13 protein-coding genes are annotated in these 17,490 nt (G+C 67.6%); 2 read left to right on the top strand and 11 right to left on the bottom strand.

The genetic code is table 11. The annotated features are described in order from the left end of the window. Nucleotides 1–125: 125 nt before the first annotated feature. The 6 genes from ACM2ZB_RS19655 to ACM2ZB_RS19630 all read right to left on the bottom strand — a co-directional run bounded on the left by ACM2ZB_RS19655 (nucleotide 126) and on the right by ACM2ZB_RS19630 (nucleotide 9,306). Complete coding sequence (locus ACM2ZB_RS19655; RefSeq protein WP_313441815.1) at nucleotides 126–959, bottom strand: TrmH family RNA methyltransferase; 834 nt, start codon at nucleotides 957–959, stop codon at nucleotides 126–128. After that, complete coding sequence (locus ACM2ZB_RS19650; RefSeq protein WP_416056675.1) at nucleotides 960–2,468, bottom strand: alanine/glycine:cation symporter family protein; 1,509 nt, start codon at nucleotides 2,466–2,468, stop codon at nucleotides 960–962. A 210-nt stretch (nucleotides 2,469–2,678) separates the two neighbouring features. After that, nucleotides 2,679–3,275: a GNAT family N-acetyltransferase gene (locus tag ACM2ZB_RS19645; protein WP_416056674.1), complete on the bottom strand. Its 597-nt coding sequence runs from the start codon at nucleotides 3,273–3,275 to the stop codon at nucleotides 2,679–2,681. Then, nucleotides 3,268–6,393 (bottom strand): efflux RND transporter permease subunit, encoded by a 3,126-nt coding sequence (locus ACM2ZB_RS19640; RefSeq protein ID WP_313441820.1) that lies wholly within the window; start codon nucleotides 6,391–6,393, stop codon nucleotides 3,268–3,270. Before ACM2ZB_RS19640 ends, ACM2ZB_RS19645 begins: the two co-directional genes overlap by 8 nt. Continuing rightward, nucleotides 6,390–7,499 carry an efflux RND transporter periplasmic adaptor subunit gene (locus tag ACM2ZB_RS19635; RefSeq protein WP_313441822.1) on the bottom strand — a complete coding sequence of 370 codons (1,110 nt, stop codon included), beginning with the start codon at nucleotides 7,497–7,499 and terminating at the stop codon, nucleotides 6,390–6,392. Before ACM2ZB_RS19635 ends, ACM2ZB_RS19640 begins: the two co-directional genes overlap by 4 nt. Nucleotides 7,500–8,322: 823 nt before the next feature. After that, nucleotides 8,323–9,306, bottom strand: coding sequence for a LysR family transcriptional regulator (locus tag ACM2ZB_RS19630; RefSeq protein WP_313442463.1), 984 nt, complete (start codon nucleotides 9,304–9,306; stop codon nucleotides 8,323–8,325). Nucleotides 9,307–9,514: 208 nt separating this feature from the next. Between ACM2ZB_RS19630 and cysK the strand changes: the two genes are divergently transcribed. Both cysK and ACM2ZB_RS19620 read left to right on the top strand, forming a co-directional pair. Further along, a complete protein-coding gene (gene cysK, locus ACM2ZB_RS19625; protein WP_416056673.1) occupies nucleotides 9,515–10,474 on the top strand; it encodes a cysteine synthase A in 960 nt (319 codons plus the stop codon). A 246-nt stretch (nucleotides 10,475–10,720) separates the two neighbouring features. Beyond that, nucleotides 10,721–11,317: an O-acetyl-ADP-ribose deacetylase gene (locus tag ACM2ZB_RS19620; protein ID WP_313442459.1), complete on the top strand. Its 597-nt coding sequence runs from the start codon at nucleotides 10,721–10,723 to the stop codon at nucleotides 11,315–11,317. Nucleotides 11,318–11,378: 61 nt separating this feature from the next. Here the strand turns inward: ACM2ZB_RS19620 and ACM2ZB_RS19615 are convergent, their stop codons facing one another. The 5 genes from ACM2ZB_RS19615 to ACM2ZB_RS19595 form a co-directional block, all read right to left on the bottom strand. Further along, nucleotides 11,379–12,449, bottom strand: a complete 1,071-nt coding sequence (locus ACM2ZB_RS19615; protein WP_416056672.1) for an ABC transporter substrate-binding protein — start codon at nucleotides 12,447–12,449, stop codon at nucleotides 11,379–11,381. Nucleotides 12,450–12,586: 137 nt separating this feature from the next. After that, entirely contained in the window at nucleotides 12,587–13,591 is a 1,005-nt protein-coding gene (locus ACM2ZB_RS19610; RefSeq protein ID WP_416056671.1) for a class I fructose-bisphosphate aldolase, read from the bottom strand. Nucleotides 13,592–13,817: 226 nt separating this feature from the next. Next, entirely contained in the window at nucleotides 13,818–15,284 is a 1,467-nt protein-coding gene (gene pyk, locus ACM2ZB_RS19605; protein WP_416056670.1) for a pyruvate kinase, read from the bottom strand. A 212-nt stretch (nucleotides 15,285–15,496) separates the two neighbouring features. Beyond that, nucleotides 15,497–16,153 (bottom strand): HAD hydrolase-like protein, encoded by a 657-nt coding sequence (locus ACM2ZB_RS19600; protein ID WP_416056669.1) that lies wholly within the window; start codon nucleotides 16,151–16,153, stop codon nucleotides 15,497–15,499. An 8-nt stretch (nucleotides 16,154–16,161) separates the two neighbouring features. Beyond that, nucleotides 16,162–17,337 carry a phosphoglycerate kinase gene (locus ACM2ZB_RS19595; protein WP_416056668.1) on the bottom strand — a complete coding sequence of 392 codons (1,176 nt, stop codon included), beginning with the start codon at nucleotides 17,335–17,337 and terminating at the stop codon, nucleotides 16,162–16,164. Nucleotides 17,338–17,490 lie beyond the last annotated feature (153 nt).

The following is a 17,490-nucleotide window of genomic DNA, read 5'->3' as shown; positions in this document are numbered from 1 at the left end:
AAATGGCGAACCAATAAGGAAAGTTTCAAATGACCAGCGGGAGTTGCGAATTGCAAAGCGTGCTTAGCAACTGCCTGGGGTCAGAACCCTCGCATGCGCGAGCGATCTGACCCCGATCCGGACACTCAGCCGCGACGGCTGGCCCACTGTGCCAACAGCACTGCCGTGGCCGAGGCGACGTTGAGGCTTTCCACCGCGCCGCTGCCGGGAATGGACACCTGCTGGTCGCACTGGCTGGCCAGCGCGCGGTCCATGCCTTCGCTTTCGGCGCCCATCACGTACACCAGGCGCGCCGGCAGCTCGGCACGGAACACGTCCTGGCCGCCCTCGACCAGGGTCGCGGCCAGGCCGAAGCCCGCTGCGCGCAGCTGTGCCATGGCCTCTGCGTCGTGCGGCAGCTGCACCAGCGGCACCGCCTCGGCGCCGCCTTCGGCCACGCGCGCGGCGGCACCGGACAGGGCCAGCGTACTGCCGGCCGGCAGCAGCAGGGCCTTGGCGCCGAAGTGCGCGGCCGAGCGCAGGATCGCGCCCAGGTTGTGCGGGTTGCCCACGCCATCCAGCCACAGCGCCAGCGCCGGGCCATCGCCCAGCTGCTCCAGCCACTGTGCCAGCGGCAGCGCCGGTGCACGCAGCACGTCGGCCACCACGCCCTCATGGTGGGTGGTGCCGGCCAACTTGTTCAGATCGCCGTCTTCCACCACGCGGTAGCCCACGCGGTTGGCCACGCACCACTTCAGCAGCGGCTGCAGGCGCGGAATGCGCGCTTCCAGCAGGTACAGCTTGCGCAGCGCCTGCGGGCGCGCCTCGAAGGCGGCCAGCACGGCGTTCAGGCCGAACAGGCGCAGCTCGTCACTGCCGCCGCGCCCACCACCGCCCGTGGCCGGCACCTCCGGACGCGGCAACGGGGTTGCGCGCGGCGGGCGGGCGGACGGGCGGCGGTTGTTCCAAGGGTTGTTCACTTACACATTCTCCTGCTTGCGCTGGCGCCAGAAATCGGCGTTCTTGATGCCCAGGGCATCGGGGTCGAACGTCGGATCCAGGCCCAGCTTCTTCTGTCGTTCGTAGTCACGCAGGGCCAGCATGGCCGGCCGCTGCACGATGAGGATGGCGATGATGTTCAGCCAGGCCATCAGGCCCACGCCGATGTCACCCAGCGCCCAGGCCAGGGTCGCGTTGTGGAACGCACCGAACACGACCATGGCGATGATGCCCAGGCGCAGCACCAGCACGGTCAGCGGGCGCTTCTTGTTGTGATTGACGTAGGTCAGGTTGGTTTCGGCCATGTAGTAGTAGGCCATGATGGTGGTGAAGGCGAAGAAGAAGATGGCGATCGAGACGAACGCCGCGCCCCAGCCCGGCAGCACCGCTTCCACGCCTGCCTGCGCGTAGCCGGCACCTTCCGGCACGCCGGCCAGGCCCTGGAACACGGGCGCGGCGCCTGCCACCGGCGAATACACGTTGTAGGTGCCGCTGGCCAGGATCAGGAAGGCCGTGGCGGTGCACACCATCATGGTGTCGAAGTAGATGGCGAACGCCTGCACGTAGCCCTGCTTGGCCGGGTGCGAGACCTCCGACGCCGCAGCAGCGTGCGGGCCCGAGCCCTGGCCCGCCTCGTTGGCGTAGATGCCACGCTTGATGCCCCACTCCACCGCCAGGCCCATCATCGCGCCGAACGCGGCATGGGTGCCAAAGGCGCTGTCGAAGATGATGCCGAACATTTCCGGCACGCGGTCATAGTTGATGACCATGATGACGATGGCCATCAGGATGAAGGCGGCGGCCATGAACGGCACCACCACTTCGGCGAAGTTGGCGATGCGCTTGACGCCACCGAAGATGACCACGCCCAGCAGCAGGGCCACGGCGATGCCGATGCCCAGCTTCAGCGCTTCGACCGAGCTCATGCCCAGCGTCTGGCCATCCAGCGGGCCGCACAGGGCAGTGCCCCGGCAGGCATTGATGACGCTGTCGGCGATGGCATTGGCCTGCACGCCCGGCATCAGGAAGCCGGCAGCGATGATCGTGGCGATGGCGAAAGCCAGCGCGTACCACTTCAGGCCCATTGCCTTTTCGATGTAGTACGCCGGGCCACCACGGTAGCGGCCTTCGGCGTCCTTGGTCTTGTAGATCTGCGCCAGGGTGCATTCCACATACGACGTGGACGCGCCAAGGAAGCCCATCACCCACATCCAGAAGATCGCGCCGGGGCCACCAAAGGCGATGGCGGTGGCCACACCGGCGATGTTGCCGATGCCCATGCGGCCGGCCATGGACATGGCCAGGGCCTGGAAGGAGGACACGCCGGCGTCGGACTTTTCACCCTTCACGGTGAGGCGGCACATCTCGAAGAAGCCGCGGATCTGCATGAAGCGGGTGCGGATGCTGAAGAACAGGCCGGCGCCCAGGCACACCACGATCAGTGCCTTGCTCCAGATGATGCTGTTGATGAAGTGTACGGTTGCTTCCACGCGCGCTCTCTCCAGTCGGCGGGTTGTAAGGACGTCCCGTCGGCTGGAAGGGACCGGGCCGATTCTCCCTGATCGACGGTCGCTGCGATAGCGCTGGGAGGATGGGGTCGGATCCTTTGCGCGCCGCGCAAGGGCTCTGACCCCGGTATCCGGGTCGGCAATGTGGGGTCAGAGCCCTTTTCTGGCGAAAAGGGATCTGACCCCCGGCGGTCAGGGCAGCTGCCCGCGCACCCGGGCGAAGCGGCGCAGGTCGTGCAATACGCCGCGCTTGTAGACCGCGCAGCGCTCCACGCCCTCTTCCTGGAAGCCGTTCTTCTCCAGCACCCGGGCCGAACCCAGGTTGAAGTCGACCACGGTGGCCTGCAGCCTGAACAGGCGCAGTTCGTCCATCACCCACGGTGCGAACAGGCCCACCACGCGGGTCATCACGCCCTGCCCCCAATAGGCCTGGCCCAGCCAGTAGCCCAGCTCGGCGGCATGCCCGCGCTCGGCCGTGCCCGGCTGCGCGCCGATGCTGCCGCAGGCGTGGCCGTCGATCTCGATGGCCAGGTTGAGGGTGCCGGGAGCGAGCACGCGACCGGCCAGGAAAGCCTCGCCGTCTTCGCGGGTGTACGGGTAGGGGAAGCGGTCACGCAGGCCGCGCGAGACGTCCGGGTCGTTGGCGTGGTGCAGCAGGGACGCGAGGTCGTCGACATGCCAGGGGCGCAGGGTGAAGCCTTCGCCCTGCAGCGTTGGGGTCAGAGCCCTTTCCCCTTGGGAAAGGGATCCGACCCCGTTGGCCTGGCCGTCGGCGGGCCGGTCAGGCATGGCCGCCGACCGAGGGCGATTCGGCTTCCTGCTTCTCCAGCTCGCGCTTCACCGCTTCCGGCGAACGCGTGTACGGGGCCAGGCGCGCGTAGAACGCCGGCACCACGAACAGCGACAGGAATGTCGACAGGGTCACGCCGAAGATGATCACGATGCCGATGGTGCCACGGCTGGCCGAACCCGGGCCGCCGGCCACCACCAGCGGGATGGCGCCGACCACGGTGGCGATCGAGGTCATCAGGATCGGGCGCAGGCGCACCATCGCCGATTCGATGATGGCCTCGCGTACGGTGCGGCCGTCATCGCGCAGCTGGTTGGCGAACTCGACGATCAGGATGCCGTTCTTCGCCGCCAGGCCCACCAGCATCACGATGCCGATCTGGCTGAACAGGTTCACCGTGCCCCCGCTCACCCACAACCCGACCAGGGCACCCAGCACGCCCAGCGGCACGGTCAGCATGATGGTCAACGGGTGGATGAAGCTTTCGAACTGCGCAGCCAGCACCAGGTAGACCACCAGCAGGGCCATGGCGAAGGTCAGCAGCACCGCGCCACCGGCGCTCTGGTATTCGCGCGACTCGCCCTTCCAGTTGATCTGCGCGTATTGCGGCAGCTCCTCGCGGGTGACCTGCTGCGCCCAGGCGATGGCCTCGCCCAGCGGGTAGCCCGGCGCCAGGCCGGCGCTGATGGTGATCGAGCGCAGGCGGTTGAAGCGGTTCAGGGTGCCGGCCTCGGCCACTTCGCTGAGGGTGACCAGGTTGGACAGCGGCACCAGTTCGCCGGAGGTGGCCCGCACGCGGATCGCAGCCAGGTCGGCCGGGCTGGCGCGGCCATCGCGGCCGGCCTGCACCAGCACGTCGTACTCCTCGCCGTTGTCGACGAAGGTGGTGACGCGGCGCGAGCCCATCATGGTTTCCAGCGCAGAGCCAATCGCGGTGACCGGCACGCCCAGGTCGGCGGCACGCTGGCGGTCGATGTTCACCCGCATCTGCGGGCGGGTTTCCTTGTAGTCCGAATCCGGGCCGACCAGGCCCGGGTTGTCGGCCATGCGCAGCAGGATGCGGTCACGCCACTGTGCGATCTCGGCGTACTCCGGCCCGCCCAGCACGATCTGGAACGGCTGGCCGCCACTGCGCACCAGGCCGCCACCGACCTGGGTACGCACGCGCACGCCACGCAGGGTGTCCAGTTCCTTCTGCAGTTCGTTGGCCACGTCCACGGTGTTTTCGCTGCGCTGGCGCCACGGCTGCAGGAACACGCTGACGCGGCCGGTGTGCATTTCCTCGCTGGCACCGAAGCCGCCGGGCACGCGCGGGTTGGCGCGGGCGATGGTCTTGTCGGCGCCCACGTGCGGGGCCAGCAGTGCTTCGACCTGCTGCACCTGCTGCACGGTGTAGTCATAGCCGGCGCCTTCCGGCCCGTCGATCATGATCTGGAACGAGCCCCGGTCTTCGGCCGGTGCCAGTTCGGACGGCAGGATCTTCATCAGGCCCCAGCTGGCGGCCAGCGCCAGCGCCATCACCACCAGGTAGATCCAGGTGCGATCGACGTGGTGGTCCAGCACGCGGCCATAGCCGGACGCCAGGCGATCCAGGTTGCGGTTGATGAAGCCATGCAGGCCGCGTGGGGCCTGGCCGGTATGCGGCTTGAGCAGCTTGGACGCCATCATCGGCGTCAGCGTCAGCGCAACGAACGCCGACAGCGCAACGGCCGCAGCCAGCGCCACGGCCAGTTCGCGGAACAGGCGGCCGGTGTTGCCTTCCAGGAAGCCCACCGGCAGGAACACCGCCACCAGCACGGCGGTGGTGGCGATCACCGCAAAGGCCACCTGGGTGGTCCCGCGCTTGGACGCCACCAGCGGCGGTTCGCCCAGATCGATGCGGCGCTGCACGTTTTCCACCACCACGATCGCATCGTCCACCACCAGGCCGATACACAGCACCAGGGCCAGCAGGGTCAGCAGGTTGATCGAGAAATCGAAGGCATACAGGGCGATGAAGGCGGCAACCAGGCACACCGGCACGGTCACGGCGGGAATCAATGCCGCGCGGAAGCTGCCCAGGAACAGCCAGATCACCGCCAGCACCAGCAGCATGGCTTCGATCAGGGTCGCGTAGACGCGATCCACGGCCGCTTCGATGAAGGTGGTGTTGTCGAAGGTCACCACGATCTGCGTGCCCTGCGGCAGCGTGGCCGCCACCTTCTCCGCTTCGGCACGCGCGGCGCGGGCCACGTCCAGCGAGTTGGCGGTGGAGGTCTTGACGATGCCCAGGCCGACGCCCGGTTCACCGTTGCTGCGGAAATAGGCGCGGCGTTCGGCCGAGGCCAGCTCGATCTTCGCCACATCGCCCATGCGCACCACGTAACCGTCGCGGCCCTTGCCCAGCGGAATGGTGGCGAAGTCTTCGGGCTTCACGTAGTTGCGCTCGACGCGCAGGGTGAAATCGCGGTCGGTGGACTCGATGCGGCCCGCCGGCAGTTCCACGTTCTCGTTGCGCAGCGCGGTTTCCACGTCGCCGGTGGTCAGGCCACGGGCGGCCAGCTGGTCGCGGTCCAGCCAGATGCGCATGGCATAGCGCTGGCGGCCACCGATGCGGACCTGGGCCACGCCGTCCAGGCTGGAAAAACGGTCGACCACGTAGCGATCGGCGTAGTCGCTCAGCTCCAGCGTGTCCATGGTGGTGGAGGACATGTTGAACCAGATGATCGGATCGGCATCGCTTTCGACCTTGGCGATTTCCGGCGGACGCGCCTCTTCGGGCATGCGGTCGGCCACGCGGCTGACCGCATCGCGCACGTCGTTGGCGGCCGCTTCGATATCGCGGTTGGAGGTGAATTCGATGCTGACCTGCGAACGCCCGTTGCTGCTGCGCGCGTTGATCGTGTCGATGCCTTCGATGCCGGCCAGCGCATCTTCCAGCACCTGGGTGACGCGGCTTTCGATGACCGCCGCCGAGGCACCGGTGTAATCCACCGACACCGAGACGATGGGCGGATCGATGGCCGGCAGCTCACGCAGGGTCAGGCGGGTGAAGGACATGATGCCCAGCACCACCAGCAGCAGGCTCATCACCACGGCGAACACCGGCCGCTGGATGGAAATGTCCGACAGCTTCATCCGCCGTTGCCCTCGGCCGGAGCCGCAGCCGGCGCCTTGGCCGGTGCGGTGCCGCTGGCCGGCGCGGCGTCGGTCGCCGCCACCTTCAGGCCGGCGCGCAGCTTGCCGGTGCCATCGACGACGATGCGCTCGCCACCCTGCAGGCCCTGGCGGATCTCGACCACGCCGGCACGACGCGCGCCGGTGGTCACGTCAACGCGTTCGACGGTGTCGTCGGCCTTGATGCGGTACATGAAGGTATCGCGGCCGACCTGCACCACGGCGATTTCCGGCACCACCAGCGCCGGGCGCTCGGGGCGGAACAGGCGCACATCCAGCAGCATGCCCGGGCGCAGTGCGTGGTCGGCATTGGCGAAGTCGGCGCGCACGGTCACCGCGCGGGTCGCCGGATCGACCCGTGCATCGATGGTGGTCACTTCGCCTTCGAAGGTGCGGCCAGGCCAGGCCACGCTGGTGGCACTGACCTTGTCGCCGTTGGACAGCGCGGCCATTTCCACTTCCGGCACCTGGAAATCGACGTGCATGCGCTCGATGTCGTCCAGGGTGGCGATGACGGTGGTCGGGGTCAGCAACGTGCCGGGGCTGACCTGACGGATGCCCAGCACGCCGGCGAACGGCGCGCGCACGCGGCGGTCACCGATGTCGGCCTGCATCTGCGCCACGCGCGCTTCAGCCGCATCGCGGATCGATTTCTGGGTATCCAGCGTGGCGCTGGAGACCAGGCGCTGGGTGGCCAGTTCGCGCTGGCGCTTGTAGAGCTGGTCGGCTTCATGGAAGGTCGCCTGCGCCTGCACCAGCGCCGCTTCCTGGGCCTGCCCGCGCAGGGTCACGATGGGCGCGCCTGCGGCGACCTGCTGCCCACTTTCGAAATGCACGCGGTCGACGATTTCGCTGACCTTGGCGGTGACGCTGATCGATTCGCGCGCCTTGGCCGTGCCCAGCGCCTGCAGGGTGTCGTTCCACTGCGAGGGCTGCACGACCTGCGCTGTGACGGGTACAGCTTCACCCTGCCGGCGTGCGGCGGCGGCCTCCTGCTTGCCTGCGCACCCGGCCAGCACGGCCAGGCTGAGGCCAAGGGCCAGGGTGGAAGCAATACGAGCCAACATGTTCGGTCCTGATAGATCCACGGCCGCCGAGTGTAGGCAAGGGCCTGCAAAAGCGATATGTGCCAAGCGTTTACCGGTGTGGAACGGGGCCTGCGGTGGCGACGTGAACCCGTTCCATGCAAGGCTCGCGGCGGCGGTGTCGACGTATGTCGGGATGTATCGGGGGGCCTTTGCTGCGCGCGGGCGTCGTACAGTCGAGTCTGCCTGGCTGAGGGCGCCAGGCAGGGGTCGGCCCTGGCGGGGTCCGGCCCTGTTTTTTTTGTCCCGGCAGGGCTGCAGCCCTGCACCTGCAGAAGCCGAAGCCAGAGCAACAGCAGAAGCTGCTTTCCTGAGGGGAGCCGGGGTGGGTCCGGTTGAGGGGGACGCTGCAAGTACGTCCCTGTAAGCTCGGTCGCCGCATCCATGCGGCTCACGCCCCCTCAACCGGACCCACCCCGCCTTCGACAGACTTCCGCGATCTGTCAGAGCACGGGGTCGGATCCCGTTGCTGCGCAACGGGATCCGACCCCAGAAGAATTTCGATATCTGATGGATTTCATCCACGCATGGCGTGGATCTACTCCGATCCCATTTGAATCTCGATATCTGACAGATGTGCCGACCAACGGTCGGCACCCACCAACAGCTGCCGGCCAACTGTCGAAGGCGGGGCGGTGTGGGCTTGCAGGACCGCAGGCGCCATGGATGGCGCCTACGAGCCCCCAGGGACGGGTTTACGGCGTGTCCTGCAAGCCCACACCGCCCCGCCATCCCACGGAATGCAGGCTTTTGACGTTGATTGCAGCAGGTGCAGGGCTGCAAGCCCTGCCGAAAAGACCCACCCTCAGACTGTGATGGTCTGGGTCAGCGACTCCCACGTCGGCGGCAGCGGCCACGCGGCCTCCTGGTTGCCATCCAGCACCCTGCGCAGATCCCGCGGATCGATCTGCGGCGCCAGCACATGCACCAGCTCCAGCGCGTAATCACGCAGCACCCGGTCACGCGGCAGCACCGCCCAAGCAATGCACTCGGTGATCGGCTCGGGGGCCGGCCACGCGCGCAGGTCTTCATCGTTGGAACTGACCGCCATCTCCGCCAGCAGACCCACGCCCAGACCGGTGCGCACATAGGTCTTGATCAGGTCCGCATCCAACGCGGTCAGGGCCAGGTCCGGCACCAGGCCGTTCGCGGCGAAGGCGCGCTGCAGCGAGGAACTGGGCCGGGTGGAGGATTCGTAGCTGATCAGCGGCTGGCGGGCCAGCGCGGCCAGGTCCGGTGCGCGGCCGGCACGGTCCAGCGGGTGGCCCTTGGGCACCACCACCAGACGCCGCCAACGGAACAACGGCACGGCAATGCCATCGGTCGGCTCACCGCCGGCCGTGCTGATGATCGCAATGTCGGCATCGCCTTGGTTCAGCCGGTCCAGCGCATCGGCTTCGCCGGCCTGCTGCAGATGCACGCTGACCTGCGGGTAGGCCTGCTTGATGGCCGCCACCGCCGGCGGCAGCACGAAGCGCGCCTGGGTGTGGGTGGTGGTCAGGATCAGCTGGCCTTGGCTCTCGCGCCGCTGGTTGGCGGCGTAGGTGCGGATGTTGTTGGCCTCGGCCAGCACCGCGCGGGCGCGGGAGATCACTTCGGTACCGGCAGGGGTGACCGATTCCAGGCTGCGGCCCTTGCGCACGAACAGCAGGAAACCCAGCTCGTCCTCCAGCTGCTTGAGCTGCTTGGACAGGCCGGGCTGGGTGGCGTGCACGCGCGAGGCGGCGAGCGTGATGTTCAACTCGGCGTCGGCGATGGCGACCAGGTAGCGCAGCTGGGTAAGCGTCATGGCGGGCGGGGGCGCAGGGGGCGGAGGTCCACTCTAGGGTCAATTACCGTCACCAGCTTATAACCAAAGGTTGTTTAAGAAAGGCATCTGGTCATTTCCGGCGGTCATATGCCGGCGCTACGGTCAGCCGGCAGCCGCTGGCCTGAACGGCCAGCCCTCCCCTCTTCCGCCCGCCGGCCCCGGCGTGGCCCGTTTCCGGAGCGCTCCCATGGCCCTGTACGACTCCATCCTCGACACCATCGGCAACACCCCCATCGTCAGACTGCAGCGCCTGGCCCCGCAGGGCGTGACCCTGTACGCCAAGGTCGAGTCGTTCAACCCGGGCGGCTCGGTGAAGGACCGCTTGGCCCTGGCCATCATCCTCGACGCCGAGGCGCGTGGCCTGCTCAAGCCGGGCGACACGATCGTCGAAGCGACCTCCGGGAACACCGGTGTGGCGCTGGCGATGGTGGCCGCCGCGCGCGGTTACAAGTTCGTGGCGACCATGGTCGAGACGTTCTCGGTGGAACGGCGCAAGCTGATGCGCGCCTATGGCGCCAAGGTGATCCTGACCCCCGCCGCCGAGCGTGGCAGCGGCATGGTGCGCAAGGCGCAGGAACTGGCCGAACAGCACGGCTGGTTCCTGGCCAGCCAGTTCGCCAACCCGGCCAACCCGGCCTACCACCGCAGCACCACCGCTGCGGAAATCCTGCGCGACTTCGCCGGCAGGCGCCTGGACTACTTCGTCAGCGGCTGGGGCACCGGCGGCACCCTCACCGGCGTGGGCGAGGTGCTGAAGGTCGCCCGCCCGCAGACCCGCATCGTGGCCACCGAACCGGCGGGCGCCGCGCTGCTGAAGGGTGACGACTGGAAGCCGCACAAGATCCAGGGCTGGACCCCGGACTTCGTGCCGGACGTGCTCAACCGCGATGTGGTGGACGAACTGCTGACGGTGGAAGATGACCGCGCGATCGCCACCGCGCGCCGCCTGGCCGCCGAGGAAGGCCTCTTCGTCGGCATTTCCGCCGGCGCCACCGTGGCCAGTGCGCTGGACGTGGCCAGCCGCGCCGAGCCGGGTTCGGTGATCCTGGCGATGCTGCCGGACACCGGTGAACGCTATTTCTCCACCCCGCTGTTCGCCGATGTGAACGAAGGTTCCGACGACGACTGGCTGGCCGGTTTGCCGTAAGCCGTCCGCAGGGCATCAATCCACCGCAGCGCCGGGCCATGCCCGGCGTTTCTGTTTTCCGCCGGGCATGGCCCGGCGCTACCGATTCTGCTTCAGCCTGCGTGAAGGTGATTGCCCCCATCGTGCGTGAAGACCGTAATCGCAGCGCGTGAGACGGTCATGACGCAGCATGGATGCCCTGTCCACTACGGTGGGTGCAGCCAGCGCGGGCACGGCGCGCGATATCAACAGGCAGGAGACGGACGCATGAAGATCGAAGTGTGGCAGGGCGACATCACGACCCTGGCGGTGGATGCGATCGTCAACGCGGCCAACGAATCACTGCTGGGCGGTGGCGGTGTGGACGGTGCCATCCATCGTGCTGCAGGCCCGGGGCTGCTGGCCGAATGCGAGCAGCTGCCGGAACTGCGCCCGGGCGTGCGCTGCCCGACCGGCGAAGTACGCGCCACCGATGCCTACTCGCTGCCTGCACGCCATGTGCTGCATACCGTGGGCCCGGTCTGGCATGACGGCCAGCGCGACGAGCCTGCCCTGCTGGCCAACTGCTACTGGAAATCGCTGCAGCTGGCCGAATCGCTGGGCGTGCAGTCGATCGCGTTCCCGGCCATCAGCTGTGGCGTGTACGGCTACCCGCTGTACCAGGCCGCGCAGGTGGCGGTGACCGAAACGCTGGCGTGGCAGCGCAGCCACGCCCAGCCGATGCGCATCGTGCTGGTGGCCTTCAATACCGCCACCGCCAAAGCTTACCAGCAGGCACTGGCCTCGGCCGGCCAGGCCGTGGATGCCGAGCGCATCCTGCCACTGCCGCCGGTAGGCGATGCCGGCTTCGCCGCCGCGCACTGATCTGGAATGAACAAGGCCGGGCATTGCCCGGCCTTGTTCATTGAGCCGCAGGGCGCGGGGATCATTCCGCGACCGGACCCTCCTGGGGGGCGGTGACCTGCACGCGCAGTTCAACCAGACCGGCCTCTTCGCTCAGGCTGGACACATCCACCGTGTAGTGGCCCGGCCCCAGGGTTTCCTGCAGGCGCGCGTCACTGCCGTCGCCACCGTCATCGTCGCCGCGCTCCACTCCGTTGCCGACCAGGCGCAGCACGGTGTCCACCTGGCTGGACATCGCATCCAGCCGCACCTCGGCGGTTCCGGTCAGGCTCAACAGGAAGCGGCGGCGGCCTTCGCCATCCAGCTGGGTATACACGCTGCCCGACATCGGCAACGCGGTGCCGTCGGTATCGACCAGCTTGCCCTGCATGTCGCTGCGCTGCACATCCAGCTTGAAGGCGCCCCCCATGGAGGCACCCAGCCCGCGTACGCGCAGGGTGTACTTGCCCGGCTGCAGGGGCACCCGGATGAGCGAGTTGGTGCCATCGCCCGAATCGTCGTTCTCGATCTCCAGGCCTTCACCGGTCAGGCCCAGCACCGTATCGAACGCATCGGACTGCAGCTGGATCGTGTACAACCCGGGCGCTGCCACCTGCAGGGTGTAATCCTGCGAATCTTCCAGCAACAGGTCCGACACCTGGCCCGCATTGGCGATGGGCTTTCCGTCGTACGGCTTGAGCACCTCCGCACGCAGGCGGAAGGGCCCGAACGCGTCCGCTTCGTCAGCATTCACCGCCACCTGGTACTGGCCGGCGCCATCGGCGCGGAATGCCACGGCCACTTCGTCGCCCCGCTCGTAGCCACTGCGGCTGCTGGCCACCAGCACGCCGTTGTTGAACACGGTGATCGAACCGTCGAGCGCACCGGTCAGCTTCATGCCCACCTGCTGCTGGTCTTCCAGTTGGATCTGGAACAGCTGGTAGTGGGTGCCATCATTGAAATTGGTGCTGCTGCGCGAGGTGATCTCGCCGGACACCGGCTTGTCGAACTGCAGGACCGGGGCCTGGCCCGCCTGCGCGGTGCCCCCGGTGCGGTTGCAGCCCGCCACGGCGAGCGCCGTGGCAATGGCCAGCGCGATAGCTGCGATACGCATTGCATTGTCTCCTTGGCCTTCCACGATGTTCCCGCGCGCTGGCCCTGCGCATGGGTGGCGGCAACGATACCTGCAAAAGCAGACGCCGGCATGGTGCCGGCGTCTGCGGTGTCACGTCATGCGGGAATGCGGAGAGCTCAGCCGTTCCACTTGCCCAGCGCGGCCAGGCCGTTGTCCTTGGCGCGCTCGTACACGGTCTTCTGGGCAGCGGCGTAGTTGCCCTTCATGTCCTTGGCCCACAGCTTCAGCGCGGCCTGCTGCATGGCGCGGCCGTAGGAGAAGCTCAGCGGCCACGGCAGGTTGCCCATCTGGTTCATCGCGTTCAGGTGCGCGGTGGACTGCTCGTCGCTCTGGCCACCGGACAGGAACACCACGCCCGGCAGGATGGCCGGCACGGTGCTCTTGAGGCACATCACGGTCGATTCGGCCACTTCCTCGACGTCGGCCTGCTCGTCGCAGCCCTTGCCGGAGATGACCATCGAGGCCTTCAGGATGGTGCCTTCCAGCAGCACGTTCTGCTGGTACAGCGCATCGAACAGCGAACGCAGGGTGGCTTCGGTGACTTCGTAGCAGGTCTCGATGTCGTGGTCGCCGTCCATGATCACTTCCGGCTCGACCATCGGCACCAGGCCGCATTCCTGGCACAGGGCCGCATAACGGGCCAGCGCGTGGGCGTTGGACTCGATGCAGGTGCCTGACGGAATGCTTTCACCGATGTTGATGACCGCACGCCACTTGGCGAAACGCGCACCCAGCTTGTAATACTCCTGCAGGCGCTCGCGCAGGCCATCGAGGCCTTCGGTGACCAGCTCGCCCGGGCAGCCGGCCAGCGGGTGTGCGCCCTTGTCGACCTTGATGCCCGGAATCATGCCGTGGTCGGCCATGTACTTGGCGAACGGCACGCCGTCCTTGGTCGACTGGCGGATGGTTTCGTCGTACAGGATGGCGCCGGAAATGTGCTCGTTGAGCTTCGGTGCGGTCAGCAGCAGCTCGCGGTAGGCACGACGGTTCTCCTCGGTGTTCTCGATACCGACGCCGGCAAAACGCTTGGCGATGGTAGCGGTGGATTCGTCGATCGCGATGATGCCCTTGCCCGGGGCGACCATGGCCTGGGCGGTTTCGGCCAGCTGTTCGATGCTCATGTATTTCCTGTGGCGGGTGCGGGAAAAACGTAAGTATAGCCCCGCCGCCCGTTGCCCCGACGTGGAGGACAGGATGGAAACGCTTCCATGTCTACGCAGGACAAACGATGTCCTGCGGCATGGGGTCGGAGCCCCTGCGGGGATCCGACCCCGGGTCGGCGTGGGGTCAGATCCCCGCAGGGGCTCTGACCCCGGATCGGCAACGCCGACCCGATACCGTCAGGGCTTACAGATCGCCCAGACCGCTGGCGCGGCCGTCTTCGCCCACTTCCAGCAGGCGCAGGGTGTTGGTCGCACCCAGGGTTTCCATGTGCTCGCCGCTGGTGAACACGACGCGGTCGCCGGCCTGCAGCAGTTCCGATTCCACCAGCAGGCGGATGCTGCCGCGTGCGGCTTCGCGCGGGGTCAGGCCACGGCTGTCGAAGTTGATCGGGTACACATCGCGCATCAGCGCCATCTGGCGGCGGGCGCCGTCATGGCGGGTCACCGCGAACACCGGTGCCTTGGCGCGGAAGCGCGACAGGTAACGGGCGGTACCACCGGATTCGGTCATCGCCACGATGGCGCGCACGCCCACGTGCTGGGACAGGAACATGGTGGCCATGGCGATGGCCTGGTCGGCACGTTCCAGGTTGCGCGGCGAGGCGTTGAAGTCGGTCTCGGTCTGGAACTGGCGCTCGGCGCCCAGGCAGATGCGGGCCATGGCTTCCACGGCCTTGACCGGGTAGGCACCGGCAGCGGTTTCGGCCGACAGCATCACCGCATCGGTACCGTCGATGACCGAGTTGGCCACGTCCAGCACTTCGGCACGGGTCGGGATCGGGCTTTCCACCATCGACTGCAGCATCTGCGTGGCGGTGATCACCACCTTGTTCTGCGCCAGCGATGCCTTGATGATTTTCTTCTGCAGGCCCGGCAGCTCGGCATCGCCGATTTCCACGCCCAGGTCGCCACGGGCCACCATCACCACGTCGCTGGCCTCGACGATTTCTTCCAGATTCTCGATGGCTTCGGTGCGCTCGATCTTGGACACCAGCGCGGCGTAGCAGCCGTGCGATTCGGCAATCTGACGGGCATCGTTCATGTCCTGCGCGTTGCGGCAGAAGGACACAGCGATGAAGTCGACGCCGATCTTGGCGACGATGCCGATCAGTTCCTTGTCCCGCTCGGTCAACGCGCCCAGGGACAGGCCGCCGCCCTGCTTGTTCAGGCCCTTGCGGTCGGACAGCGCGCCATCATTGAGCACGGTGTTGATGATGCGGTCGCCCTGCACTTCAACCACCTGCAGCTGCATCAGGCCATCGTCCAGCAGCAGGACGTCGCCCGGGCCCACGTCCTGCGGCAGGCCCAGGTAGCTCACGCCCACCTGGCTGGCATCGCCCGGGCCGGCGTTGTCGCTGGCGATCAGGTCGAAGCGGTCACCGGCCTTCAGGTACACCTTGCCTTCGGCAAAGCGCTCGATGCGGATCTTCGGGCCCGGCAGGTCGGCCAGGATGCCCACTTCCACGCCCACGCGGGCAGCAGCGGCGCGCACGTCGGCGGCACGCTTGGCCTGGCCGGACGGGTCACCGTGGCTGAAGTTGAGGCGCACCACGTTCACGCCGGCGCGGAACAGATCCTCCAGCACGCCCGGCGGATCGGTGGCCGGACCGAGGGTGGCAAGGATCTTGGTACGACGCTGACGCTCGAACATGGTGAATGGGCCTCTCCCGTTAAAGGTGGGAAATTAGCACATCCTTCACGCCCCATGTATACGGTTACAGCCTTGGGGCGCCTGACTCTGCGGGACATCGAACGGACATCTTCCGGACATAGGCTGGCCGGCGGGTGTGCGGCGCCCGCCGGGCAGGGCAGCAACGGGGTCAGAGCCCTTTCTGCGGGAAAGGGATCCGACCCCGGCATTGGTCAGGCCAGCAGGGTCAGCAACTGCGCCGGTTCGCGGGCCAGCTGGCCGGCACCGGCCTCCGTCAGTTCGGCTTCGCCGCCGAAGCCCCACAGCACGCCCACATTGCGCAGGCCATGGTGGCGGGCACCTTCGATGTCCATGCGGCGGTCGCCGATCATCCAGCAGTCCGCCGGCTCCAGCTGCAGGCGCTGCAGCGCTTCGCCCACCAGCTGCGCCTTGCTGCTGCGCGAACCGTCCGGCGTGGAGCCGATCACATCGTCGAACAGGCCACCAAACGGCAGGTGCTCGACGATGCGGCGCGCATGCGGTTCGTTCTTGGCGGTGACCACCGCCAGCCGGTGACCGCGCGCATGCAGCGCACGCACGGTCGCTTCAATGTCCGGGTAGATCGTGTGCTCGCGCCAGCCTTCCTTGTCGAAGCGCTCGCGATAGAAGGCCACGGCCTCCTCCACCCGCACGTCGTCGCCGAACAGCGGGCCGAAGGTGGTGCGCAGCGACGGCCCGATCCAGCCCAGCAGGGTTTCCTGCGGCGGCACCGGGTGGCCCATCTTCTGCAGCGCATAGGCGATGCAGGTGGTGATGCCCACTTCCGAATCGATCAGGGTGCCATCCATGTCGAAGAAGAGCGTTGCACGCTCTTCTCCGCCTGCGCGCATCCCGGCGCTCATGCGCCGCGTGCGGCCAGCGCAGCCACGGCCGGCAGGGTCTTGCCTTCCAGGAATTCCAGGAACGCGCCGCCACCGGTGGAGATGTAGCTGACATCACCGGCGATATCGAACTTGTCGACGGCCGCCAGGGTGTCGCCGCCACCGGCGATGGAGAATGCCTTGGAGCTGGCGATGGCACGGGCCAGCGCTTCGGTGCCCTTGCTGAAGGCTTCGAACTCGAACACGCCGACCGGGCCGTTCCAGACCACGGTGCCGGCCTTTTCGATCAGCTGCGCGTACTGCGCGGCGGTCTGCGGGCCGATGTCCAGGATCAGGTCATCGTCGGCCACGGCGTCGACGGCCTTCACTTCGGCGGCGGCGTCGGGCAGGAACTGCTTGGCGGTGACCACGTCCACCGGCAGCGGAATGGCCGCACCACGTGCCTGCGCATCGGCCACGATCTTCTTCGCGGTATCCAGCAGGTCCGGTTCGTACAGCGACTTGCCGACCTTGTAGCCGGCCGCGGCGATGAAGGTGTTGGCGATGCCGCCACCGACGATCAGCTGGTCGACCTTGCCGACCAGGTTGGCCAGCAGTTCCAGCTTGGTGCTGACCTTGCTGCCGGCGACGATGGCCAGCAGCGGCTTGGCCGGTGCGTCCAGCGCCTTGGCCAGCGCGTCCAGCTCGGCCATCAGCAGCGGGCCACCGGCGGCGACCGGGGCGAAGCGGATGACGCCGTGGGTGGAGGCCTGGGCGCGGTGCGCGGTACCGAAGGCATCCATCACGAACACGTCGCAGAGGGCGGCGTACTGCTTGGACAGGGCTTCGTCATCCTTGCCCTCGCCGACGTTCATGCGGCAGTTTTCCAGCAGCACCAGCTGGCCCGGCTGCACGTCGACGCCGTCGACCCAGTCGCGCACCAGCGGAACCTCGCGGCCCAGCAGCTCGGACAGGCGCGCGGCCACCGGCGCCAGCGAGTCGGCTTCGGTCCACACGCCTTCCTTCGGGCGGCCCAGGTGCGAGGTGACCATCACTGCCGCGCCCTGCTCCAGCGCGCGCTTGAGCGTCGGCAGTGACGCGGTGATGCGCTGTTCGGAGGTGATGCGGCCATTCTCGATCGGCACGTTCAGATCCTGGCGGATCAGCACGCGCTTGCCGGAGAGGTCGAGGTCGGTCATGCGGACGATGGACATGGGCAACTCTTTGGCTCGGGGATGGGATGCCGGTTTACGGCAGACGGCCATTGTATCGGCTGCCGATGCCTGCGGCAGGCAGAGGCGCAGAGCGACAGCGACAGCAACAGCAACAGCAACAGCAACAGCCTGCATGGTCGGCTCTGGGTTGCC

Source organism: Stenotrophomonas maltophilia (assembly GCF_047782825.1).
In the GTDB taxonomy this organism is placed as follows: domain Bacteria; phylum Pseudomonadota; class Gammaproteobacteria; order Xanthomonadales; family Xanthomonadaceae; genus Stenotrophomonas.
The sequence above is the reverse complement of the archived record's forward strand: the minus strand, read 5'-3'. Positions and strand labels throughout refer to the sequence as shown.

Bases quoted from the DNA above. Each gene is read 5' to 3' on its own strand.
- pyk (WP_416056670.1), bottom strand. From the start codon at position 15,284: ATGTTCGAGCGTCAGCGTCGTACCAAGATCCTTGCCACCCTCGGTCCG.
- ACM2ZB_RS19635 (WP_313441822.1), bottom strand. From the start codon at position 7,499: ATGTTGGCTCGTATTGCTTCCACCCTGGCCCTTGGCCTCAGCCTGGCC.
- cysK (WP_416056673.1), top strand. From the start codon at position 9,515: ATGGCCCTGTACGACTCCATCCTCGACACCATCGGCAACACCCCCATC.
- ACM2ZB_RS19600 (WP_416056669.1), bottom strand. From the start codon at position 16,153: ATGCGCGCAGGCGGAGAAGAGCGTGCAACGCTCTTCTTCGACATGGAT.
- ACM2ZB_RS19615 (WP_416056672.1), bottom strand. From the start codon at position 12,449: ATGCGTATCGCAGCTATCGCGCTGGCCATTGCCACGGCGCTCGCCGTG.
- ACM2ZB_RS19645 (WP_416056674.1), bottom strand. From the start codon at position 3,275: ATGCCTGACCGGCCCGCCGACGGCCAGGCCAACGGGGTCGGATCCCTT.
- ACM2ZB_RS19620 (WP_313442459.1), top strand. From the start codon at position 10,721: ATGAAGATCGAAGTGTGGCAGGGCGACATCACGACCCTGGCGGTGGAT.
- ACM2ZB_RS19630 (WP_313442463.1), bottom strand. From the start codon at position 9,306: ATGACGCTTACCCAGCTGCGCTACCTGGTCGCCATCGCCGACGCCGAG.
- ACM2ZB_RS19640 (WP_313441820.1), bottom strand. From the start codon at position 6,393: ATGAAGCTGTCGGACATTTCCATCCAGCGGCCGGTGTTCGCCGTGGTG.
- ACM2ZB_RS19610 (WP_416056671.1), bottom strand. From the start codon at position 13,591: ATGAGCATCGAACAGCTGGCCGAAACCGCCCAGGCCATGGTCGCCCCG.
- ACM2ZB_RS19595 (WP_416056668.1), bottom strand. From the start codon at position 17,337: ATGTCCATCGTCCGCATGACCGACCTCGACCTCTCCGGCAAGCGCGTG.